Source organism: Acidobacteriota bacterium (assembly GCA_039028635.1).
GTDB lineage: Bacteria > Acidobacteriota > Thermoanaerobaculia > Multivoradales > JBCCEF01 > JBCCEF01.
Window position 1 is genome coordinate 170,298 of record JBCCHV010000001.1, and the last position, 23,437, is coordinate 193,734.

General features: G+C 67.5%; 16 protein-coding genes and 1 tRNA gene. 6 read left to right on the top strand and 11 right to left on the bottom strand.

Features of this window, described 5'->3' with window-relative positions; all coding sequences use genetic code 11:
* The first annotated feature begins 185 nt into the window (after positions 1-185).
* Positions 186-2,357: an alpha-glucan family phosphorylase gene (glgP, locus tag AAF604_00715; protein MEM7048143.1), complete on the top strand. Its 2,172-nt coding sequence runs from the start codon at positions 186-188 to the stop codon at positions 2,355-2,357.
* A gap of 11 nt (positions 2,358-2,368) precedes the next feature.
* On the opposite strand, the gene malQ is transcribed toward glgP, so the two are convergent.
* The 8 genes from malQ to AAF604_00755 form a co-directional block, all read right to left on the bottom strand.
* Positions 2,369-3,871 carry a 4-alpha-glucanotransferase gene (malQ, locus tag AAF604_00720; protein ID MEM7048144.1) on the bottom strand — a complete coding sequence of 501 codons (1,503 nt, stop codon included), beginning with the start codon at positions 3,869-3,871 and terminating at the stop codon, positions 2,369-2,371.
* Positions 3,868-4,845 (bottom strand): glucokinase, encoded by a 978-nt coding sequence (gene glk / locus AAF604_00725; GenBank protein MEM7048145.1) that lies wholly within the window; start codon positions 4,843-4,845, stop codon positions 3,868-3,870. The genes malQ and glk overlap by 4 nt, the downstream gene beginning before the upstream one ends.
* Positions 4,846-5,015: 170 nt before the next feature.
* A complete protein-coding gene (locus AAF604_00730) occupies positions 5,016-6,368 on the bottom strand; it encodes a DUF1501 domain-containing protein (GenBank protein MEM7048146.1) in 1,353 nt (450 codons plus the stop codon).
* 18 nt (positions 6,369-6,386) lie between these two features.
* The gene (locus AAF604_00735) at positions 6,387-8,117 is read right to left on the bottom strand and encodes a DUF1800 domain-containing protein (protein ID MEM7048147.1); all 1,731 of its coding nucleotides are present in this window, start codon (positions 8,115-8,117) and stop codon (positions 6,387-6,389) included.
* Positions 8,118-8,347: 230 nt separating this feature from the next.
* Positions 8,348-10,111 (bottom strand): amidohydrolase family protein, encoded by a 1,764-nt coding sequence (locus AAF604_00740; protein MEM7048148.1) that lies wholly within the window; start codon positions 10,109-10,111, stop codon positions 8,348-8,350.
* Between the two features lie 102 nt (positions 10,112-10,213).
* A complete protein-coding gene (locus tag AAF604_00745) occupies positions 10,214-12,739 on the bottom strand; it encodes a serine/threonine-protein kinase (protein ID MEM7048149.1) in 2,526 nt (841 codons plus the stop codon).
* Positions 12,736-13,320, bottom strand: a complete 585-nt coding sequence (locus tag AAF604_00750; protein ID MEM7048150.1) for a sigma-70 family RNA polymerase sigma factor — start codon at positions 13,318-13,320, stop codon at positions 12,736-12,738. Before AAF604_00750 ends, AAF604_00745 begins: the two co-directional genes overlap by 4 nt.
* A gap of 120 nt (positions 13,321-13,440) precedes the next feature.
* Positions 13,441-14,076 carry a sigma-70 family RNA polymerase sigma factor gene (locus tag AAF604_00755; GenBank protein MEM7048151.1) on the bottom strand — a complete coding sequence of 212 codons (636 nt, stop codon included), beginning with the start codon at positions 14,074-14,076 and terminating at the stop codon, positions 13,441-13,443.
* A gap of 229 nt (positions 14,077-14,305) precedes the next feature.
* Here AAF604_00755 and AAF604_00760 point away from each other — a divergent pair, with 229 nt between their 5' ends.
* The 5 genes from AAF604_00760 to AAF604_00780 all read left to right on the top strand — a co-directional run bounded on the left by AAF604_00760 (position 14,306) and on the right by AAF604_00780 (position 19,743).
* Entirely contained in the window at positions 14,306-16,795 is a 2,490-nt protein-coding gene (locus AAF604_00760; protein ID MEM7048152.1) for a serine/threonine-protein kinase, read from the top strand.
* Positions 16,792-17,037 carry a hypothetical protein gene (locus tag AAF604_00765; protein ID MEM7048153.1) on the top strand — a complete coding sequence of 82 codons (246 nt, stop codon included), beginning with the start codon at positions 16,792-16,794 and terminating at the stop codon, positions 17,035-17,037. Before AAF604_00760 ends, AAF604_00765 begins: the two co-directional genes overlap by 4 nt.
* 53 nt (positions 17,038-17,090) lie before the next feature.
* Entirely contained in the window at positions 17,091-17,675 is a 585-nt protein-coding gene (locus tag AAF604_00770) for a dual specificity protein phosphatase family protein (GenBank protein ID MEM7048154.1), read from the top strand.
* An 84-nt stretch (positions 17,676-17,759) separates the two neighbouring features.
* The gene (locus tag AAF604_00775) at positions 17,760-19,058 is read left to right on the top strand and encodes a glycosyltransferase family 39 protein (GenBank protein MEM7048155.1); all 1,299 of its coding nucleotides are present in this window, start codon (positions 17,760-17,762) and stop codon (positions 19,056-19,058) included.
* Positions 19,059-19,179: 121 nt separating this feature from the next.
* A complete protein-coding gene (locus tag AAF604_00780) occupies positions 19,180-19,743 on the top strand; it encodes a hypothetical protein (protein MEM7048156.1) in 564 nt (187 codons plus the stop codon).
* Positions 19,744-19,762: 19 nt separating this feature from the next.
* Here AAF604_00780 and AAF604_00785 read toward each other — a convergent pair.
* From AAF604_00785 to AAF604_00795, 3 genes are all read right to left on the bottom strand, one after another.
* Positions 19,763-19,847: transfer RNA gene (locus AAF604_00785), tRNA-Leu, on the bottom strand.
* Positions 19,848-19,930: 83 nt separating this feature from the next.
* Positions 19,931-20,512, bottom strand: coding sequence for a TetR/AcrR family transcriptional regulator (locus AAF604_00790; protein MEM7048157.1), 582 nt, complete (start codon positions 20,510-20,512; stop codon positions 19,931-19,933).
* A gap of 52 nt (positions 20,513-20,564) precedes the next feature.
* On the bottom strand, positions 20,565-23,165 hold the full coding sequence (locus AAF604_00795) for a redoxin domain-containing protein (protein MEM7048158.1): 2,601 nt from the start codon (positions 23,163-23,165) through the stop codon (positions 20,565-20,567).
* Positions 23,166-23,437 lie beyond the last annotated feature (272 nt).

Genomic DNA, 23,437 nt, shown 5'->3' on the forward strand with positions numbered 1-23,437 from the left:
CTCCCTTCGTCCTGGCACCGAAGATCGGACAATTCGGAGCCTATCGGAATCGCGACCCGGCGGTCGAGGTTTTTCGTTCGCAGGAGTGCCGCCGAGACGCTGTACAGGCGGCCTTCGGATTGTCATGATCGGCCGACTATTGAGCCGTACCGTCGAGGTTTGTTCGCCGAGGAGCCCGAACCGTCATGTCCCAGCCATTTCGAATTCCGACCGTGCCGGCAGCCGACGTCGAGCTTCCGGAGGAAGTCTCCAAGCTTTACGACCTGGCCTACAACCTCTGGTGGACCTGGAGCCCGAAAGCCTGGAGGCTGTTCGCCCACATCGATCGCTGGGCCTGGGAGAAGTACCGGAATCCGGTCGAGATGCTGCTCAATGTCACCGCCTCCGACTGGCAGAGCCTGATCGCCAGCGACTCTTTCATGAGCGAGTTTCGAGACACGGTGGCGGACTTCGAGGACTACATGGGAGAGCGCAACGGCACCTGGTATGACTCTCAAGGGCCACAGGAACCGATCGCCTATTTCTCGATGGAGTATGGGCTGCATCAGTCGCTGGCGATCTATTCCGGTGGTCTCGGGGTGCTTTCCGGTGACCACAACAAGAGCGCCAGCGATCTCGGCCTACCGCTGGTGGCGGTGGGATTGCTCTACCGCTGCGGCTATTTTCGTCAGACCATCGATCCCGAAGGCCGCCAGCAGCACTTCTATCCCGAGTACGACTTCTCCCGCTTGCCGCTCCGGCTGGCCGCCGGCCAGACCCGCCGCGAGGTTCGGGTCACGGTGCCGCTGGCGGACCGCGAGGTGACGGTGCGAGTTTGGGTCGCCCAGGTCGGTCGAGTGCCGTTGCTGCTGCTCGATACGGATGTCCCCGAGAATCCGACGGCGCTGCGCCCGATCACCAACAATCTCTATGTCCGGGGGCGCGAGATGCGCCTGGTGCAAGAGACCGTGCTGGGGCTCGGGGGGGTGGCGGCCCTGGCGGCCCTCGGCATCTCCCCCGGAGTCTGGCACGTCAACGAGGGCCACTGTGCTCTCCTCCAGCTCGAGCGCCTGCGCCGGCTGGAGAAGGACGGCGTGGGGCCGCTGCGGGAAGCTCTCACGGAGCTGGCGCGCAACACCGTGTTCACAACCCACACACCGGTACCGGCCGGCAATGAGACCTTCGATCGCGGCCTGGCGCGGCGCTACCTCGAGCCCTTCGACGGGCTTTTCGGAATGACGACGGAGGACCTCCTCGACCTCGGCCAGAGCGGTCGTGTCGGCGACGATGCCTTCAATCTCACCGCCCTCGGCTTGCGCACCAGCGGCTACGCCAACGCGGTGAGTCGCCTGAACGCCGAGGTGACCAACGACATGTGGCGCCATCTGCGGCGCGCCGGTGATCAGTCCGAGGTCGAGATTCGGCCGATCACCAATGGTGTCCATGCACCCACCTGGGTCGGGCGCGAGATGCGTGACGTGTTGCGCCGGCACCTCGGGGAGACCTGGCAAGATCGCTTACTGCAGGAACCGGCGGTGGCCGAGGTCGCCCTGCGCGAGCTGTCCGACGCCACCCTTTGGCGGGCGCGGCAGGCGCAGAAGGAGCGCCTGGTGCACTTCGCCCGCAGCCGCTGGCGGGAGCAGCTTGCCCGCCACGGCTGCGCTCCAGCGGAGCTCGACGGGGTTTCCGACCGGCTCGATCGGGAAACTCTGCTGATCGGCTTCGCGCGCCGCTTCGCCACCTACAAGCGAGCCCGCCTGATCTTCCGCGACCTGGAGCGCTTGCGGGCCCTCCTCTGGCACCGGGAGCGCCCGGTGACCCTGCTCTTCGCCGGCAAGGCCCATCCTGCCGACATTCCAGGTCAGCGGTTGATCGAGGAGATCTTCCGCCTCGGTCAATCGCCCGAGTTTCGCGGCCGAGTGTTCTTTCTCGAGGACTACGACATGCGCGTTGGCCAGAACCTGGTGCAGGGCACCGATGTCTGGCTGAATACTCCTCGGCGGCCGATGGAAGCGAGCGGCACCAGCGGCCAGAAGGCCGCCATGAACGGGGTCCCGAACCTGTCGATTCTCGATGGCTGGTGGCCCGAGGGCTGGGACGGTAGTAACGGTTGGGCGATCGACTCGGGGGCCGTCGGGGGGAGCGACGAAGAGAACGACGCGCGCGACGCGACCGCCCTTTACGCCACCCTCGAGGAGGTGGCGGAGCGCTACTACGATCGCACCGCGGAGGGCTACTCGCCGCGCTGGCTCGCCATGGTTCGAAACTCGATTGCGACGGTCAGCGCGCAATTCTCGAGCGATCGGATGGTGCGGGACTACGCCGTCGAAGCCTACTTGCCGGCGCTGCGAGCCCGCATCGATTCGCCGGTCTCCTGAGCCCCTCTGGGCTAGCCGGCGGCAGTCTCGGTCTCGGGGCCACGATCGCTGACGGCGATCAGCTCCGCCAGCCGTTCCGCCTCGCCGGTGCCGAGGTCCTGCGGTGATAGGCGCCAGGCCCAGTTGCCGACCGCCGAGCCGGGGCGGTTCATGCGCGCCTCGGGACCCAGACCGAGGACATCCTGGGCCGGCAAGATCGCCAGCTCGGCGGGGCTGGTGTAGGCGGCACGCTGCAGGGCCGAGTGAATCGGTCCGGGGCCGAGATAAGAGCGGGCGCGACGCTTTGCCTGGTCCCCGAGGGAGCGCCACCAGCCGACGGTGGTGTCGTTGTCGTGGGTGCCCGTGTAGACCACCGCACGGCGAGGAATGGCATGGGGCAGGTGAACGCTGCCGGGTTCATCGAAGGCGAACTGCAGCACCCGCATCGTCGGCAGGTCGAAGGACCGGCGCAGGGCTTCGACCTCGGGAGTGACCACCCCGAGGTCCTCGGCGATCAGCGGCGCAAGGCCCTCCCGGGTGCCTACAAAGGCTGTGAACAGATCCCCGCCGGGGCCGGGACGCCATTCGCCCGCTGCCGCCGACTCGGCATTCGCGGGGATGCGCCAGAAGGCTTCGAAGCCGCGGAAATGATCGAGGCGTAGAAGGTCGAAACGCTGCAGCGCGCTGGCGAGACGATCAGTCCACCAGCGAAAGCCCTCGGCACGATGTCGGTCCCAGCGGTAGAGAGGGTTGCCCCAGGTCTGGCCGCGGGGGGAGAAGTAGTCCGGCGGAACTCCGGCGACGTGGCTCGGGTGACCGTCGGCGGCGAGCTCGAACAGGTCGCGGCGCTGCCACACCTCGACGCTATCCGCTGAACAGTAGATCGGGAGGTCACCGAGTACCTGGACGCCAGCGGCGCGAACCCGCCGTCGAAAACGGCGCCACTGCTCGAGGAAACAGCCCTGCACGAAGCGGTGGAAGGCGATGCGGTGCCGGAGGCGGTGCCGAGTCCGGTCGAGATCTTCGCGCCGGCGATCGCGCAGCGGGTCTTCCCAGGCCGTCCAGGGAGCGCCTTCGTGGGCTTCCTTGAGGGCGGCGAAGAGACTCCAATCATCGAGCCAGGAAGCCTCCGGGGCGAGGAGCTCCTCGAACCGGACGCGCACCTCAGGGCGCTGCTCGTAGGCTTTGAAAGCGTGGCCGAGGATTCTCTCCTGGTCCTCGCGGGCGCGAGCGAAGTCGACCCTCGGCGTCGCCGGCGAGGAGGGCAGTACCGAGCGCGGCAGCAATCCGCTTTCGAACAGCTCCAGGGGCGAGATCAGCAGCGGATTGCCGGCGCGAGAAGAGTGCGCCCCGTAGGGTGAATCTCCGAATCCGGGAGGGCCTGAGGGCAGAATTTGCCAGACCGCTTGATCGGCGGCCGCCAGCCAGTCGACGAAGGCCTCGGCGGCCGGTCCGAGCTGGCCGATGGCTCCGGGCGAGGGCAGCGACGTCAAGTGCAGGAGGATGCCGCCGCGGCGGCCGGCGACGGCGCTCATTGCATTGCGATTCGAGCCGCCCCACGGAGCGCCGTGTCTTCGGCCCGCACCACCGTCAGGGGAAGACCCCGGACGAAGTCGGAGAAGCGGCCCTTGGCGCGCCAGGCCTCGAGGAAGGTTGGCTTGCTCAGGGCCGGGATCAGCTTGGTCGGGATGCCGCCGGCGAGATAAACCCCGCCGGTGGCCAGGACGGTCAGGGCCAAGCTGCCCACGAGGGCGCCGAAAGCGCCGAGGAACAAGTTCACCGTGCGCTCCGCCACCGGGCACTCGCCGCTGCCAGCAGCACGGGCGATCTCGGCCGCGATGTCGACCTTGGGAGTGGTGAGGCGCTGTCCGAGGCTCGGCGCCACCTCGCGCCGGTGGCGCTGCGAAAGATGCTCCCAGATCGCGACGATGCCAGGACCGGAGACCACCCGCTCGATGCCGACTCGGCCGTGACGGCGGCGAAGAAAGCGCAGCAGCTCGATCTCCTCGTCGGTGCGTGCCGCAAAATCCGCATGGCCGACCTCGGAGGGCAGGATCTGCTGCCTACCCGGCGAATCGGCCGGTGGCAGGAGTGCCAGACCAAGGCCGGTGCCGGCAGCGATCAGCAGTCGGCACCCCTCCGGCCTGCGATCCCCGGGCTGCAGAACGGAGAGCTCAGCGGGGGCGAGATCGGCCAACCCCTCGGCGGTGGCGACGAGATCGTTGATCAGTCGGCAGCGGCCGAAGTCGAAGCGGCGGGCGATCTCACCGCCGTCGACTTTCCAGGCGAGATTGGGGGCATGGCAGCGGTTGTCGAACACTGGTCCGGCGATTCCGAGGCAGGCGTCGGTCACGGCGGCGGGGTCGCCCTGCTCGAAAAAGGTCTCGAGGATCTCCGGGAGGCCGGCGAAGTCGGCGCTGCGGAAGGAGCGAAAGGCGAGCCGCTCGCCGGCGGCCGAGAAACAGGCCAGCCGGGCGTGCGTTCCTCCGATGTCTCCGGCCAGAATCAAGGGTCCCCTCCCGCGATTTCGTGAAACGACTCAGTAGAACTTACCCCGGTTCCGGCCGGAGGCGGCAAGGCGACTTCCCTCGGCGCCTGCCTCGGGTCTCCGCTCAGCGTCGGGGAACTGACCGACAGGACGCCGAAGAGAGGTACCGGATGGGGTCTGCGCCTGCCGACTCAGTCGACGCGAGCGGACCACTCGGCGGTGGTTCCGGACTCGAAGCCGTCCGCGAAGATCGTGCCGCCGGTGTCGAGATCCTCGCCCTGGACCACCCCCATGGGGCTGTAGCCGCTGTAGGTGGGGAAGATCTGGGAGATGTTGGGATTGCACATCCGGCGAACCAACACTTCGCTGAGGACGCGCCGATAGTCGGTGGTCACGGCGAGATCGGTGCCGTCGACCAGCTGACCGCCGGCGAGACCGGGCCAGGTACCGTGAAAGCCACCGTTGACGTTGTCGCCGAGCAACAGCATCAAATTGCCGTAGCCATGCTCGGTACCGGAGTCGGCGTTCTCGAACAGCTCGCGACCGAACTCGCTCTGCACCACCATGGTGAGGCGTTGCATGTAGTCGCTGGTGCCGGCGCCGTCGAGGTCGGTGTAGAAGGCCGCCAGACCCCGGCTGAGCTCGTCGAACAGGTCGGCCAGATAGCCGGTGGAGCCGGTGCCCTGGTCGTCGTGGGTGTCCCAGCCGCCGAAATCGAGGGTCGCGACCTGCAGACCGAGGTCGAGCTTGATCATCTGGGCCAGCACCTTGAGCTGATCACCGAAGTCGCCGTCGGGGTAGACGGCGCCGTTCGCCGGGGTATAGCTATCGCCGGCGTTGAGGGACACGATGTCGACCGCATCGAGGGCTTGCAAGCCGGCGTCGTGGAGCCAGGTACCGCCTTCCTGGTAGAGGGCGCGCAGCGCCGTGCGCTGGGCATGGCGCCACAACCAGGGTCCGTTGTCGACGTTGAAGGCATCCGGATTGGCGACGTTGACGGTCTCGAGGTTGGACAACAGAGAAGCCGGTTGCAGGTCGCCGACGGCCAGGGATTGCATCACCAGGTCCGGCGGCAGGTTGCCGGCGCTGGTCAGATGACGGGTCAGCCAGCCGGTCGAGATGGTGGTGGAGCCGGGAGTCCCGAGCTCGACATACTGCATGGCGTCGAAGTGCGAGCGATTGACCAGATTGGAAATGCCGGTCGCCTGGACGATCGCCAGGTTGCCGTCCTGAAAGAGATCGAACAGCGGGCTCGCCGAAGGGTGTAGGCCGAACTGACCGTTGAGATTGATCGCCGCACCGCCGCCCGCCGTCGGGATGCGCAAGGTCGGTCGAGCTGCCTCGTAGTGGCCGCGATCGCTGCCGCCGATGGGTGGCACGAGGGAGAGGCCATCGATCCCGCCGCGCAGGAAGAGCACCACCAGGATCTCCTGATTGAGGCCCGGGTCACCGAAGGCGACGGTGTTGAAACGCGAGCCGGCGAGGCCGGCGATGGCCGCCGAGCAGCCGACGAGGAATCCGCGACGAGTGATGTCAGTGCACATGGCTCGATCCTCCCGCTCTCAGCGCCACAGGAATGAAGGGGATTGGGCGATCACGGCAACCAGGGCACGCATTCGGCTGCGGGTGTCCTGATCGCTGTCGAGGGGCAGGTCGAAGGACGGGTTGTGTCCCTGCGCCATGAACTCGGCCAGCTTGGTGTGCTCATCCAATGGCACCGATCGGCCGAGCATGCGGTCGGTCCAAAAGTTGACCAGGGCATCGGCGGAGCGGACTCCCGCGGGTACCTGTCCGAGCAGGTCGAAGTAGAGGTTTTCGTCAGCGTCCTCCACCTGGATCAACATGTTCGGCAGGCGCCAGCTCATGACTCGAGGCGCGCTGGTATTCCAGGCGTTCTTGAAGTCCGGATAGCCGTTGGGGGGATGCCAGCCGAAGAGCGGCTGGCCGGCCTGGTAGTACTCCCAGCGAAACCAGTTGGTGGCATCGTCGTTGCGCACGAAGGGCAGGTCCCCGGCGGTCGCCCGGAAGAAGCTGACGGCGATCTCGAAGGGGCGCTTCACCTTGTCACCCCAGGTGGTGAGGAACTGCGGGCTCAGGACCACGCTACGAATCACTCGGGCGATTTGGTCGGAAGCTGCGACGTTGGCGGCGAACACCGCCGCGGCCGCGTCGACCACCGCCGCCGGCGGCTGATCGCCGAGCAGGCGACGTGCGATCTTGCCGGCGACATGGCGGGCGGTCCCCGGATGCTCGGCGATGGCGTCGAGCAAATCGTGGCCGTCCTTCATCGCCGGCTGATTGGCTGGCAGGTCCATCCCCAGCAAGTGCTTGGGATCGTGGTCGTGCCATGGGTCGTAGTAGAAGAACTCGCCGGTGTCTCCGAAGTCCGGGTCCCAATCGCGATTGCGCAAGGTCCAGCCGGTGAGGCAGCGAGCCGCCGAGATGACGTCGTCCTCGACATAGCCCCGTGGCCGCCCTTCGCCATCCCGAGGCACGCTGGCTTGCGGAATGTTGCCGAAGTAGTGCTCGGCCCCGAGGCCATGGAGCTCGAGGAGCTCGCGGGCGAAGTTCTCGTTGGCGTCCTCGAAGGAGTTCACCACGTTGTTGAGGTAGTAGAGCATCGCCGGCGAACGCGTCACCGCTTCGAGCATTTGCCGGAAGTTGCCGAAGGCATGAGCGCGGATGGCATCACGGTCGTGGCTCACCCAGAGCGGTCCGAAGGGCCACTCGTGAGCGAAGACGTTGAAGTGGTTGTGCCAGAAATCGACCATCACCTCGAAGAGCTGCCGCCGGCTGTGGATCGCGCGCAAGAAGGTCACCAGCTCGGTTTCGGTGAGCGGGCGGATCACCTCTTCCCAGGGGAGGTCGGCGGTCGCGTGCTCGGTCCAGAGCTGTTGCACGGTTTTGTCGAGGGTGGTGAAGCCGGAGCTCGCCAGGCGATTGTCGAGGGCGGAGTCGTCGATCGATCCCGGGGCGAGTTGTTGATCGACCCACGCCTCGAGGCGCTGGCTGTCGTTCCCGCCGAGGGCGTTGAAGGCGGCGACATCGCCGGGACGCGGTCCGAAGGCCAGCCGGGTGAGGGCGATGACGGCCGCCGAGGGCGGACCCGGAATGGTCGCGGGCTGTCCGGTGCTGGTGAAGAAGTCTCGCCCCAGGCGGCGGTCGAAGGCGGCCGGAGGAAGTCCTCGGGGCTGGCGGTCAGCGAGGGGAGCTGCCAGCGCGGCGAGGCGGGCGCGGCGCTCGCCGGCGCGTTTGAGGTTTTCTACGGAAGTGGAAAAGAACCGGTACGACATGGCAAATCCTCCTTCAGCAAGGCCCATGCCGCAGCCGGCAGGGAACCGAAAACATAAACCGATAACCACATTTTAGCGCATAGCTACCCCTCTATGCAAGGACGCTGATCCGCCGTCCCTGACTTATCTCCGCCCGGTGGCTCGCTGAGATGGAGTTGAGGAAGCTTGCTACCGGGCCCAGGAGGGCCCGGCGAAGCACAGCCGCCGCGACGAGAGAGCAGGCCCAACGATCAGGCAGGATCCTTCGACGCTGGCGATCCGGCTGCGATTTCCTCGAGGGCGGCGCTGGCCCGTGGATGAAGCGGATGGAGCCGGAGGGCTTCTCGGTAGGCAGATGCCGCCGCCTGATCGCGCCCCAGGGCGCGATAGACCTCGCCCAGCAGATAGTGGGAGGAATGGTACTCGGGGTAGGTTTCGGCGTACATGCGATAGAGTTCGAGGGCGGTCTCCAAAGGCTTCGGCTCGGTCTGGAAGCCGTCGGCGCCGTAGAGGAAGCGGTAAGAGGCGAAGAACAGCGGATACTGCGCGAAGAGCTGCTCCTGCGGATGATCGCGCCGCCAGGCGTCGAAGATCGGCCGAGCCGCCGCGACGTCGCCCGCAAACAGCGCCGACTCGAGCTCCTCGACTACCGGCCCGAGGATTGCGAAGCGATCGACGAGCTGCTGGCGTCGCGCCTCGAGGTCGGAGCGCGGGTGCCAGCGGCCCGCCAACATGGTGCCGGCGGGGCGGCGCAGCCGCCCCAGGTCGGCGAGAGGATCGCCCTCGACCAGCAGCAGGTCGGCCTGCATGCCAACCGAGATCTCACCGCTGCGGGGGCCCTGCGGCAGCCAGCGGTGGAGGAGCTCGCCGGGATTGCGGGTCGCCGTGGCGAGGGCCTGGGCCGGCGTCAGGCCGGCCTCTTCCAGCAGGAGGAGCTCGTCGTGGAGAGAGGCTCCAGGATAGACCCCGGAGGTCGATGCGTCGGTTCCCGCCAACAGCGTCACGCCGGCCTGGTGGAGCGCTGACACCAGTCGTTTTTCGATCTCGAAACGCTGGCGAACATCGGGAACCCAGGTCTCGGCGTCGCGGATGTAGCGGTTGAATCCCGGTCGCCAAGGTTGCAGCACCGCCGGATGGAGCCAGCCTGCGTCCGGTTCCTCCAACAGCGCCGCCAGATCCTCGCCCTGGCGCAGCAGACCGAGGGTCCAGGAGAGATTGGGCGTCACCGACACTCCACCGGCCGCGAGCTGGCGAGCGACGGTGTCGATCTCGGCGTCGCTCGGGGATTCCGGCAGATACCAGCGCAGTAGCTGTTGACCGTGAGCGACGTTGCTCTGGCCAGCGGCGATCAGGGTCTCGAGATCATAGTTGTTCGAGGCGTGACCGACGACCACCGTGCCGACCTCGCGTGCGGCTGCGGTGATGGCCCGTAGCTGGTCCGTGCTGAGCTGACTGTAGACCTTGACCAGATCGTAGCCAGCCTGCTTCTGCTCGCGCACTACCTGGGCAGCATCTTCCGGAGTCGTGACGCTGGTCATCGGCTCCATCCAGGGAGGGTCGCCGTCGAGGTAATCGCCGGCGGTCACCAACCGGGGGCCGAAGCGCTCACCGCGAGCAATCTCGTCGCGCCAGCGGAGGTGACGGCCGACGCCGCGCAGGTTGACCACCGTGGTGATGCCGTAGGTGGGGTAGATGTCGAGCTCGCTGGGGTCGTCGAGATGGACGTGGCTGTCGACCAGCCCCGGAACCACATATCGACCCTCGCCGGAGATGACTTCCACTCCGTCGGGGATAGCGACCTCGTCCCGTGCTCCGAGGGCAGTGATCACCGCGCCGCGCACCAGCAGCGTCTGATCATCGAGCCAGCGGTCGTTCGGTGCCAAGACGGAGACGCCAACGAAGGCGATGCCGGGATCTTCGACCTCGGCGCCTCTTTCGTCGGCGGGACACCCGAGGAGCAAGCCCGCCAGGGCGAGGAGCAGGAAGACTCGAGAGGGGGCGCTCGAATTGGTCATGGGCAGGCTAGTCCTTTCCGTTCAGGGTTCGCCCATCCCTTCGCCCGCCGCCGCGAGTTCAGATGCAATGAGATGGCGCCGAGGCGGTCGGCCGACTCGGGCTCAGGAGTCCGTCGCGATCTCCTTTCGCAGCTCGCCGCCTTCGTCGGCACGACCGGTGGCGGTCAGCAGGTCGAGGAGCTTCCGCGCGCTTTCCTGCCGGCGCAGGTGGCCCTCTGGCAACGCGGCGCGGCGGATTTCCCAGGCCCGACGGAGCAAGGGCTCGGCGGCGCCATAGTCGCCGTCGGCGAGGTAGGTCTTGCCGAGGGCGCTGACGCTGCGGGCGGTCACCATGTGATTCGCCCCAAGGGAGCGCTGGTGGATCTCCATTGCCTCTCGGTAGCGCTGCCGAGCAGCGGCGAGGTCGCCGCTCTCCTCGTGGACACCGCCCAGGTTGAGAAGGCTGTTGGCGATGCTCGGATGGTCGTCGCCGAAGAGCTCTCGGCGGATCTCCAGACCGCGTTCGTAGAGCGCCAGGGACTCCTCGTAGCGCTGCTCCCGGAGAGCGCAGAAGGCGAGGTTGCTGACCGCGCTCGCCACCGCCGGATCGAGCGGCCCGTAGACCTTCTCGCTGAGCTCGACGGAGCGTTCGAGCAGGGGGCGAGCCTTCTCCGGCCGGCCGAGGAGGAGGTGCGCCGAGCCCAGGCTCGAATGGACTCGCGCCACCTCCGGAGTCTCGTCGCCGAGCGAGCTTTGCCAGATCGCCAGCGCCCGGCCGTAGAGGCCGACCGCTTCGTCGAGGCGATCGGACATCGAAGCCTGAACCGCCAGACCATAGAGCGAGGCCGCGATCGCCGGATCCCCTGCCGGCAGCAGGCGTTCGCGGATCGCCAGCGCCTCGACCTCGGAGGCCTTGGCGGCGACCAGCTCGCCGCTGCGCTGCTGATAGAGCGCGACGTCGTGCAGGGTCGCCGCGATGGCGAGCTCGTCCGGGGGTATCTCGGCGCGTCGCAGGTTGAGGGCGCCTTCGGCCAGAGCCAGCGCATCGCGGTAGCGACCGAGGGTGAAGTAGACCCGCCCCACGGTGACCATCAGCGTCGCCTGCATCGAGGGCGGACCATCGAAGTGCTCCGCCAGCTCGCCGGCCCCTAGGTCGAGAAGCTCGATGGCATCGACCTGCCGGCCTTGGGTCTGCCGAGGATCGGCGGCGCTGAACAGGTCGACCAGGAACTGCGTCACCTGCTGAGCTTCGTCCCGCGCCTGCTCGGCCTGACGCTGGGACTGGCGGGCGAGCTCCGCCGCGGCGCTCGCCCGGCGGGCTTCGAAGGTCCGAGCCACCAGGCCGGCACCGAGGGCGAGGAACAGCAGCAGAGTGGCGATGGCGACCCCGCGGTGACGGCGCAGCAGCTTGGAGAAGCGATAGACGGCGCTCGGCGGTCCGGCTTCGACGGGCTCGTGCTGGAGGTGCTTCTCGAGATCGGCGGCGAGCTCGGCAGCGGATCCGTAGCGATCCTCTCGGCCGCGGGCGACGGCCCGCAGAGTGATCCAATCGAGATCCCCGGCCAGGCGACGCTTGAGCTCGGGCGGCGAGAGGTGCCGTCCGGTGGCGACCTCCAGGCGCTGATCTTCGTCGAGGCTGGCCAGGCGCTGGCTCGGCCGTGGCGGATCGTTGTTGAGGACCTGGTGCACCATGCGCACCACGCTGCCGCTGCGGCCGTCGTGGGGCGCCACCCCGACCAGCAGCTCGTAGAGCAAGATTCCCAGCGAATAGACGTCGGTGCGGGTGTCGAGGTCGTCGCTGTCGCCGGCGAGGGCCTCGGGGCTCATGTAGGCGGGGGTCCCGACCGCCAGGCCGGCGGTCATCAGGGTGGCGCCGCTCAGCGGTGAGTCGAGTGCCTTGGCGATTCCGAAGTCGATGATCTTCGGAGTCAGACGGCCGTCGACTTCCGTCACCAGCACGTTCGAGGGCTTGAGATCGCGGTGCAGCACCTGCCGCTGGTGGGCGTGCTCGACGCCCCGACAAACGGCGATGATCAGCTCGAGACGCTCCTCGATGGTCAGCCGTCGCGCATTGGCCGCTCGGTGGATCGGCTCGCCCGGCACCCACTCCATGGCGAAGAAGGGAAAACCGTCGGCGGTGGTGCCGGCTTCGAGGATTTGCCCGACGTTGGGGTGGGACAGGCGAGCCAGGGCCTGGCGCTCGGCCTGGAAGCGGGCCCGCGAGGCCGTCCCTTGGAGGCTGTTGTGCATCACCTTGAGGGCGACCTTGCGATGCACCGGCTGGCGCTGCTCGGCGAGGTAGACCCGCCCCATGCCGCCACTGCCGAGGGAGTCGAGGATGAAGAAGGGACCGATGCGGTCCGGCAGCTCCTCCTCGACGTCCGGTGCGGAGACCCGAGCGATGCCCGGTTCCTGCCCCTCCGGCAGCAGATCGACGGTGGTTTCGGCGGGCGCTCCACCGGCGTAGGCCGGAGCCGCGAGGAAGTCGCTCAGGTCCTCGTCGGAAGAGTCCACCGCTTCCCAGACGCGGGACAGCAGATCCTGATCATCGCCGCACTCCGATTCCAGGAACTTGCGCCGCTCCTCCGGTTCGAGATCGAGGGCGCGATCGATGAGGTCGTAGAAACGTTCTTCCTGCTGCTGGCTCATTCGGCCGACTTCTTCCCGCTGGCGAGCTGGGCGAAGAGCCAGCGGCGGGCGACCTGCCAATCGCGCGCCACGGTAGCGCGGGACAAGCTGAGACACTCGGCGATCTCCTCGAGGCCGAAGCCTCCGAAGTAGCGCATCTCGACGAGCTGGGCCTGGCGGGGGCGGATGGCCGCCAAGCGCTCGAGGGCATCGTGCACCGCGAGCAGGCGATCATCGAGCGGCACCTCGACCTCACCGACGCTGTCGAGGGAGATCTTCTGGCTCGGATCCCAGCGTTTCTTGGCCTGCAGACGGCGGGCATGGTCGACCAGGATGCGACGCATGGCCTGGGCCGCGAACTGGAAGAACTGCGAGCGGTTGGCGAGGCGCACCGGAGCTCCGCCGAGGAGCTTGAGATAGGCCTCGTGAACCAGCGCCGTCGTCTGCAGCGTGTGATCCGAGCGCTCGCGCCGGAGATGGCTCGCGGCCAGCCGGCGCAGCTCTTCGTATACCAGCGGCAGGAGCTCGTCGAGGGCGGCCGCGTCGCCGGCACGCCAATCGGCGATCAGGCGGGTGACGTCATTCGGAGGAGGTTCGGGCATCGTTCGCGGTACCGCCAGTCACGCCACGGGCGAGATCAGATCATCGCAGGTCCTGGCCACGGCCATTCTAGTGTCAGTCCCGGCCCTCCGTTTCATCGCAGTGAGCATCCCTTCCGGGCCTCAGTCGGAGGTCGCGCCATCGGCCATCTCGCGGTACAACCAGGCGCGCGCCTTCACCCAGTCGCGCCGCACGGTGCGGTCGGTCACGTCGAGCATGGCGGCGATCTCCTGGTCCGTCATGCCGCCGAAGTAGCGGCACTCGACGACCTGGGCGAGCCGTGGTGAGACCTCCTTGAGGCCTCCGAGGGCGCGGTCGAGGTCGACGATCCAGGCCGCCTGTTGTCCTTCGACGGAGAGGGGCACGGCATCGAGATCGACGGCGTGGCGGTCGCCGCCGCGCTTCTCGGCGTTGCGCCGGCGCGCATAGTCGGTGACCACCTGGCGCATGGCGCGAGCGGCAACAGCGTAGAAATGAACCCGATCCTGCCAGTCTTGGGAAGAGCTGCCCGCCAGCTTGAGGAAAGCCTCGTGCACAACGGCCGTGGTGTCGAGGGTCTGGGAACCTCGCCGCCCGCGGACCCGATGCCTGGCCATCCGCCGCAGCTCGCCGTAAACCATCGGCAGAAGCTCATCGAGAGCCGATCGGTCGCCCTCTCGGAGTCGCCCCAGGAGCACGGTGACCTCGGTCGCCGTGAATTCGGTCGCCGTGAATTCGGTCACCGGATGTCCGTCAGAGGGTGTTTTCTTCGTTGCCATGGATGAACGCCTGTGGCCTCGAGGCCGGCATACGTACATACTATCCGCTGCCTGAGCCAAAGCTGAACCGCGCTCGCAAGCCTATCCCGACCCACTCCCCAGCGCTCCGCTGCCAGGGTCCGTTCGTCTGCCAGCGGCAGCATTCCTTCACCAGCGATCCGATGGCAGCCTGCGACCGACTCACCACCCCCTCAACGCCTCTTCCGCCCCGAGCCGATAGAGTGGATCGGTGGATGCGAGTCGACCATCGGAGCGCTGGCGGCGGACTGAAGCGGCTCTCGATCTGCTGCTCGATCTGCCGCCCGCGAAGCGCGAGAGAAAGCTGCGGGAGATCGCCGCTCAGGACTCGGCTCTCGAGCGCGAGCTGCGTTCTTTGATCGCCTACCTCGAGCCCGCCCGGGACCCCTTGGAGGAGGGCGTCGCGGGCTCGGCAGTCGCCCTGCTTCAAGGGCTCGAGGCAGAGGTCGAAGGGGAGCGGGCAGGGCGCCATGGCGAGCTCGGCCCCTACACCCTGGGTGAGCTGCTCGCCGTCGGCGGCATGGGGCGGGTTTACCGGGCCCATCGTCGCGATGGGCTGTTCGAGCGCGAGGTCGCCGTCAAGGTGATGCGGTGGGAAATCCCCGACCCCTCGCTGCGGGCTCGCTTCGACCAGGAGAGAAGGATCCTGGCCCGTCTCCAGCACCCTGCCGTGGCCCAGCTCATCGATGGTGGGGTGACCGCCGACGGGCTGCCGTACCTGGTGATGGAGCTGGTGGTTGGCGAGCCGCTGGATCTCTATTGTCGCCGCCTCGGATTCTCGCCGAGGGAGCGTCTCGAGCTCCTGCTGCCGATCGTCGATGCCGTCGCCTATGCCCATCGGCAGCTGGTGGTCCATCGCGATCTCAAGCCGGGCAATGTCCTGGTCGATGCGGCCGGCCGCGCCAAGCTGCTCGACTTCGGGGTCGCCAAGCTGGTCGAGCCGAGCGCCGAGACCGCACTTGCGGCCGGTTTGACGATCACCGGGTCGGGCCCCTACACGCCGGCCTTCGCCTCGCCCGAGCAGCTCGCCGGCAAGGCCGTCGGCACGGCCAGTGACGTCTATTCCCTGGGGGCGGTGGTCTATCTGTTGGTGACCGATGTCAGCCCGTTTCCGCCCCTTGAGCCGGGGCAAGTCGACCCTCGCCTCGAAGGCCGGCTACCGGTACCCCCTTCTCGGGTCTCGCCTCGACTGCCGGGGCCCCTCGCCCAGGATCTCGACGCCATCGTTCTCAAGGCGATGCGGCCCGAGGCCGAGGAACGCTACAGCGGCGTCGATGGTCTGGCGACGGATATCCGCCACCTGCTCGGCGGGCGAGCTGTCGAGGCGGTGGCGCCGACGCTTCGCTATCGCCTGCGCAAGCTGATTCGCCGCAACCCGATGATCTCCGCCTTGGTCAGCGCAGTGGTGCTCGCCATCGCCCTGGGTATCCTCGCTTCTTCCCACCAGGCCCGCCTCGCCCGCCAGGAGCGCGACCGAGCGGTTCGCATGGCCGACTTCGCCTTCGATGTTCTGCGCCTGGGGGACCCGCGGGGCACCGGCGCCACCCAGCTACCCGCCAAGGAGCTATTGGTCAACGCCGCCGCGGCCGCCGAGAATCTCGCCGACTCCGACCTCCGAGGCCAGGCCCTGACGGTGGTCGGCGAAGGTCTCTCGAACCTCTATGCCCATGGCGAGGCGGCGGAGGTCTGGTCGCGGGCCTCGGCGGCCTATGGCTATCCGGACCTCGCTCACCCGCAGGTCGCCGAGGTCTTGCGGCGCGGGGCCCTCGCCTGGGCGGAGTCGGGGAATCAACCGCGGGCCCTCGAGATCAACCGCCAGGCGCTCGCCGCGGCGCGCCTCGAAGGCTTCGCCCCGGGAGCGGAGCTGGCCCCCTTCCTCTTCGACCGCGCCTACCTCATTCTGCGTTTCGAGGCCAAGAGCTCACCCCGCCGAGAGGAGGCCGAGAGTCTGCTCGAGGAAGCCGTCGAGCTCCAGCGGCGCGACCTTCCGTCGACTCGCGCCGCCCTGGCCTCATCCCTCCATTTGCTGGGCAGGCTGCGCTTCGACCAAGGATTCGGCGACACCTCGGCAACCGCCGGCGAGGTGGTGCAGGAGGGCCTCGACCTGATGGCGGAAGCGGCGGAGATCCGTCGCCAACTGCCGACCGACCAGGCCGGAGCCCTGGTCGAATCGCTCAGTGACCGCGGCCTCGTGCTCGACGTACTCGGACGCCATCAGGAAGCGCTCGAAACCCTCGAGGAGGCCCTCGACTATGGTCGCCGCTGGATCGATCCATCGCATCCGATCCTGCTGACCGTCGGCGCCAACCTCGGGGCGATCTACTTCGACGCCGGACGTTTCGAAGATGCCCAGCGAGTGCTGCAGGCGGCGGCCTCCGGATGGCAGAGCAGCGGCACGGCGCCGCCGGCCGGGCTGCTGCACTGGCAGGGTCAGACAGCGGCGGCGTTGGGCCGGCAACCGGAGGCCGAGGCTTTGGCTCGCCGGGCCTTGGCGAGCGCCGGGGAAGAGGGCCCGAGACGCTGCCAGGTGGCTCTCGGTCTGGGAGATATCCTGCTGCGCGCCGGCCAGCGCGCCGAGGCCCGGCGCCTGCTCAGCCAGACCCTCCCCGTCTGCGAAGCCGCCGAAGGGGCGGACAGCCGCCAAGCGGCTCGGGTACGATCGAGTCTTCGAGCCATCGCCGCCGAGGAAACGCCCCCGTGATGACGAAGATCGCCGAACTGGTAGCCAGTGTTTTGACGGCCCTGGGCCTCGCCGCCCTCGGTTTCGCCATGTGGCGCTGGACCGAGATTCCCTGGAGCTGGCCTGAGGAGACGCCTTCGTGGGTGGCGGAAGGTCTCCGAAGCCTGTGGGGGCGGGTCGCCGGGAGTACGCTCCTGGTGATCGGCCTGCTGATGTTCTGGGGCAGCTTCCGGAAACCCTATCGCTTCGAAGACGACGACTGACCCTGGTCTGGTGGCGGGAGATCGACGGACAGATCCTCGTTGTAGAGTCAAGCATGGCTCGATTTTGGCGAGAGATTCGCTGGCTGACGCTGGTGGCGCTGCTCTGCACGACCCCTGGTCTGGCCTCAGAGCGGCCTGAGGCTTGGGCCGAGGCGATGCCTCTCGCGGGGGCCCCGAATCTTCACCGAGTCAGCGCAACCCTCTACCGCAGCGCCCAGCCTTCGGCGGAAGGCATGGCGAACCTCGAGAATCTGGGCGTCGCCACGGTGGTCAATCTGCGTTCCTTCTCCTCTGATCGAGACGAGCTCGAAGGTACCGGCCTGGCCTACGAGCACATCTACATGAAGGCCTGGCACCCGGAGCGCAAAGAGGTGGTGCGCTTCCTCCGCATCGTGACCAACGCCAGGCGAACACCGGTGCTCGTGCACTGCAAGCACGGCGCCGATCGCACCGGCACGATGGTGGCCCTCTACCGCATCGTGGTCGAAGGTTGGAGCAAAGAGGAGGCCCTGAAGGAGATGACCACCGGCGGTTTCGGCTTTCATCGCATCTGGTCGAACCTGCCGCGCTGGATCGAGAAGCTCGACATCGAGGCCCTGCGGCAAGAGCTCGATCTTCCGTCTGTAGCCCATCCCTAGAGCGGCCTTCTCACCGCGGCTCTCGGCGCAAGGACGGGCTCGACGGCTTCGGTTGATCGATCTGACTGGTAGCCTTCGGCCGTGTTGCCCTCGCCGAGACGCGCTGCCGTCGGGATTCTCTGCCTGCACGGCCTCCTGCAGGGGCTGCTCGGGTGGCTCTACTGCGCCGGTGGAGGCAAGGGCCTCGTTGGCGACGAGCAGACCTACCGGGCGGCGGCCGAGGCGATGGCGACCACCGGTCGCCTGGCCCTCGATCCGCTCTGGCCGCCGCTCTATCCCTGGCTACTCTCCCGGCTTTACCTCCTGCCGGGAGATCCCCTGGTCTGGACCCTCGTTCTGCAGGCCCTGGCTGTGCCCGCCATCGTGTGGCTGTGGTGGCGTCTCGGCGAGCGTCTGACGGGCTCGGCGTCGGTGGCTGCTCTCGGCGCCACTGGATTGCTGCTCTATCCGCCACTCGTCGCCTACGGCCATTTTCTCTGGCCTGAGATCCTCCACCTCTTGCTGCTTAGCCTGGCTCTGTGGTTGCTCACCGCTGCGGGCGCTACCTGGCGAAGCGCCCTCGCCGCCGGCGCCCTGCTCGGCCTCGCTTTGGGCGCCAAGGCTCTGCTGCTGGGCTTCCTGCCGGTACTGGTCCTCCTGCCAGCCCGTGCCGAGGGTTCGAGACCTTGGCCCTCGCTGATCGCGCTGGCCGCCGCCGTGGCGCTCTTGGCGTCGCCTTGGACGCCGTGGGCGCGGGCCCACAGCTCTCCGGCAGTGGCCGGAAGCCTCGAGTTCAATCTGCGTCTGGGGATCGACCGCGAGGTCGGACGCGAGCGGTCCGGCGAGGCGGCATGGCGTCTGTTCCAAGCCATGGAGAAAGCCGAGGCGCGAGGCACCGGCCGCCGGGCCTTCTTGCGCCGGCAGCTCGCTGACGAGCTCGCCGAGCGCGGTCCCTGGAGCATCGCTCGCGACCAGCTCCAGCGACAATACTTCCGCTTGCTAGACCACCGCACCTTCTTCCACGATCAGCTTCCGACGGGGCCGCGCCAGGGGCCGGAGCGCGGTTACCAGGGGGTGCCCTCGGCAGTCGGCGCGGCGCTGCGCGTCGGCAGCTCGGCGATCTACCTCCTGATTCTGACGCTCACCCCCTTGGGGCTGCTCGCCTGGCGGCGAAGGGGGCAGGGGAGGTGGTGGCTCGTTCCGGCTTTTCTGGTTTACAACTTCCTGTTGTTCTTCGCCCTCTACGCGATCTCCCGATACCGCATCCAGATGCTGCCCTTTCTGACCTTGACGGCCGCCCTCGGTGGCGCCGAGCTGAAGCGGGGTATGACAGCTCTGCCGGCGTGGGAGAAAGCCATCGCCTTGGCGGGAGCGGTTCTCTTGCTCTATCTCGCCTTGGGGTAGGTCGGTCCGGTTTCGAACCGCGGAAGCGAGCGCAGCGCACCCTGGAGGAGGGGAAGGTTTGAGGATAGGCTTGAAGGGGAATCACGACTCGAAAATTTCGCAGGGAAGGGCCTTGACCGTTATGGGACGCAGACTCGAACCGATCCTTGGAATCCTTGCCCTGCTGATCTTCGGAGGATTGCTGTCCGTGCCGGCGGCGGCCGCCTTCCGCGCCAACGTCACCCGCGCCGACGGCTTCTCGCCGCGACAGGTCCAGCGGGTGGTGGTGGCAACCCGTCAATGCCACGAGGTGGTCGACTGCAGCGCCATGGAGCAGCGGGTGGTGGGTGAGATGTTGGAGCTGGGGGTTCCCTTCGCGGTGGTGGCGGAGAGCCGGGTTCGAAAACACCTCTTCGAGCAGGGAACCCTCGAGTATGTGGTGGAGCAGCGGCAGAGCCTGGCGGATGCCTTCGAGGCCGACGCCGTGCTCGAGCTCGCCGTGCCCTTTGCCGAGCGCGGTGACGGCTTCGGAGGTCGCCGGCGGTCGAGCGTCAAGGTCGAGATCTTCCTGCTACGGCCGGACGGCGAGCTCTTGCTTCACGGCGTCGGAACGGGAAGGCCCCTCAACGTCGTCAGCGGTCCCGAGCGGGTCACCGGAAACGTCGTCGAAACGATCTTGCGCAAGGCCTTCGGTAGCGGCGGCTAGGGCCTCGAGGAAGGAAGCCTGGTGCCGGAGGCGGGACTCGAACCCGCAAGCCCGAAGGCGGGGGATTTTAAGTCCCCTGCGTCTACCAATTTCGCCACTCCGGCCAGCCGTCGTCGATCCTCTCATGGACCAAGGTGGCGCTCTGCCAGGTGGGATTCCCCGCTCACCCCGCGGCTGCGCCGGGTCGCTAAGAAGTTTCGCTGGCGTCGTCCCGTCGCAAACCCTCGACTAGGGTTCTGAAGACCATGGGAGCGGCGTCCCGCAGGGCCAGCTCACCGCGATGGACGCTGCTCCAGGCGGTCCAAATCAGCGCATCGATGGTGGCGACGATCCAGGCCGTCGAGACGTTGCGGGCAAACAGGCCTTCGCCCTTGGCGTGGTCGACGAAGGCGGCGAGGTCGTCGAGCTGGCGCTGGCTTTCGACCGCCACGTCGGGGCCGAGATCGGAGACCGGGATGGTGGCGAGAAAATGAAAACGATCTCCGAACGGCAACCAGGCCTCGAGCATCCGGCGGAAGGCCTCTTCCGCGCTCGAGGCATTCTCGAGGATGGGAACCGTCGCCTCGTCCATCAGTCGAATGGCTTCGAGGGACAGCTCCGAGAGGAGCGCTTCGCGGGAAGGGAAATGGCGATAGAGGGTCGCCCGGCCGACTCCGGCCGCCTCGGCGATCACCGCCATCGACTCGTTGGGTGAGTCGGCGAGGGCGCCGGCGGCGGCGTCGAGGATCGCTTGGCGAGCCGTGCGGCGAGGGCCTTTCACCGTTCTCATGGGGTGCCGCCCCGCGGGGTGATTGCGACCGATCCGGTGTTCCGTGGCGACATCAACGGCTCTCCTCGCCACAGCTTACCGGACCCTCGATCCCCGCTTCTTCGGACAGCCTTCGCAGAGCCTCGTGCTGCGGGAACTGGCAATGGCCTCGATGCCAAGTCCGGGCCGCCTTGGCGGCCTCGCCGAGGTTTTCATAGAGCTTGCCGAGGGCTTGGAAGGCGGTGGCTCGCTGGGCTTCGGAGGGGTCGCTCTTCGCCGGGTCGAGGAGACGCTGGAACCAGCCTTCGGAGCGCCTCGCAAGGGCGTCATCTCCGGACTCCGCATAGAGCATCGCCCGCGCCAGCAGGGCGCCGCCGTGTCGGCGATCGGCGCGCAAGGCACGGCTCAAGGCTGCGTCCGCCGCCTCGCCCAGGCGCCATTGCTCGGCGGCCCCTTCGCCGTAGTAGCTGGCCAGTGACAGGAGAACTCCCTCGAGGGCATAGAGGTCGGGATTCTTCTTACGCTTCGCTTCCCGGCGGGTGAGATCCAGAGTCTCCGTGAACTGGGGAGACGTCAGGAACTCTTCGAGGACCTGCTCCCCGGTCGCGGACCAAGGATCTTTCTGCAGCAGAAGATCGAGCCATTGGCGGGCCGACCGATCCTGCGGCGCTGCCGCCTCCGGGTCCGCCGACCGGGTCCACGATCGCCGGGCAGCCCGGTGCAGCTCCGCCGTGGCCTGGGGATCGTCGGAGATGATCGTCAGGTAGATCTCGGCCATTTCCTCGTCCGATCCCCAACCCCATTTCGCCGTCTTCGGCGGTGAGTTGGGATTGGCCGGGTTCTGGCGCGAGTTGTCGAACCGGAAGCTGGCTTCGATCCTGCTGCCGGCGGGAATATCGACCGGCGACCGGTAGGTGTAGATGCCCTGCCAACGCAGGTCCCAGTCGTCGACGTGGAGCAGGGGACGCTCGATGCCGTTCGGCAGGACGGCGAGGACGCGCGCTTCGCGGCCGAGATAGTGCATGTGGGGAGCGATGTCGACCAACTGCATGTCGGCGGGAACATCCATCGACACCTTGCGCCAGTAAGCCGCGTCGCCGGCCGGAACCTCGACATCCAGGGTACCGACCATCAGTCCGCTGACGCCTCGCTTCACGGGTCCCTTGGCAAAGTAAAAGGCGATCGAGCTCTGGTCGCGGGCCGCTTTCCCGGTCGGGTGGTAGTGCACCTCGAGAACGACGTCTCCGCCCCGGGGCAGATCGAAACCCCGTCCTTCTGGTAGGCGATAGGGCCCGACGCCGGGTGCCCAGGCTCCGAGCGCATTGGCGCCGTCATAGGACATGAAACCGCCGGTACCGAAGACCGAGAAGCCGGGCTCAGGGTCGCGACTATCGAACTCGCGGGCGCGCCCCGAGTAGTCGACGAAGAAGTTGCAGTGGTGCACCACCGACGGATCGCCGGGCTGAAAGTCCATCGCCACGACCACCTGATCGCGCAGTAGCCCCAGCGGCAGAACGAAGTAGCGGTAGATGTCGGCGCCGTCGGCGGGAACCTCGTAGGTGTCCGCCATGGTGAGCACCAGATCGGGCTCTCCGAGGGGCCACTCGGAGGTCTCGAAGGTCGGTGCCGGTAGCTCCTTCGCACTCTCGCCGCGCGGTGCCCCGGCCTGATCCCAGGCTTCCAGCAAGTCGAGCTGTCGCGAGGTGAGAAAACGCTCTTCGCGGAAGTGTCCTTGACCGCGCACGGCGTGCCACGGCGGCATCAGACCGGCTCGGGTGACGGCCGCCGCCATCCGCGACCAGCGGCGGGCGGAGTCGTAGGAGTCGAGGGCGAAGGGTGCCACTCCGCCTTGCGAATGACACTGAGCGCAGTTGGCGTTGAGAATCGGCGCGATGTGGTCGCGATAGGTCGGCTTCGCCTCCGGCTCGGGCCAAGGCCGGAAGTAGCAACCGACGGCGACCGTGTGACGCGGCTCGACCGGCTGGTCTCCGCCGACGCCCTCGATGGCGCGCAGCAAGTCATGGGAACGGATCGTGTTGCGCACCTTGGTCAGGCTGGGGAAGCGATCATCGATGCGTCCGCTGTAGACCACCCGGCCGGCGAGATCGACGACGAAAGCCGACGGGACCACTTCCGGCTTCAACTGGTGGGCGACCTCGCCGTTGAAGTCGAAGAGCAAGGGAATCGCGAGGCGAAACTCATCCCGGAAGGCTCGCGCTTCCTGCCACGTGATGGCGGGATTCGAAATCGCGGCGTAGAGCTCGACGCCCGCTTCGCTGGCCGCTTCGCCCAGTTCATTGAGCCGCGGAACGTAGCGCCGCGAAATGGTGCAGCCGTCGTCGAGGAAGACCACGGCGACGGGGCGGGCACCACTGCCCAGGCCGAGGTTGACGGCTTCGCCATCGACCGTTTGCAGGCGCAAGCCGATGAGGTCCGCGACCTGCAACAGATCTCGTTCCGCGGATTGGCCTCGAGCCCTGGGGGGATGATCATCCGACTCTGCGGAGTGCCCATGGGCACCGGATTCATCATGCTGACCATGATGTCGGGCCTGCTCACCACTCGGCGGAGTGTCGCCGTCGACCGCGACCACCGAGAGCACGAGCGCTGCGAGCAAGAGCAGTGGGGAGAATGCCCACATCAAGGTGGTGCGAGCCCGAGTCGAAGTAGTCATGATGTCCTCCTGTCCTGGTAGTCGTTAGCAACAAACGAGACAAGAGTGTCTCAATCGAGTCTCGATGTCAACCATGACCACCGGCCTCTCGCACCACGGTGCGGCGTGCGGCGCGGTTACGTCGGGGGGGAGCCGCTTGTCCGGGATCCTCTCTCCGCTGCGTTATGGCAGACGAACCGATGGCCCGAAACTTCCGTTCCGGAAGCCTCGACTCGAGCCTCCTTCTGGAGGTCCGGTGTTAGCCTCGGTAAGCCCGAGCAACTCCATACCGG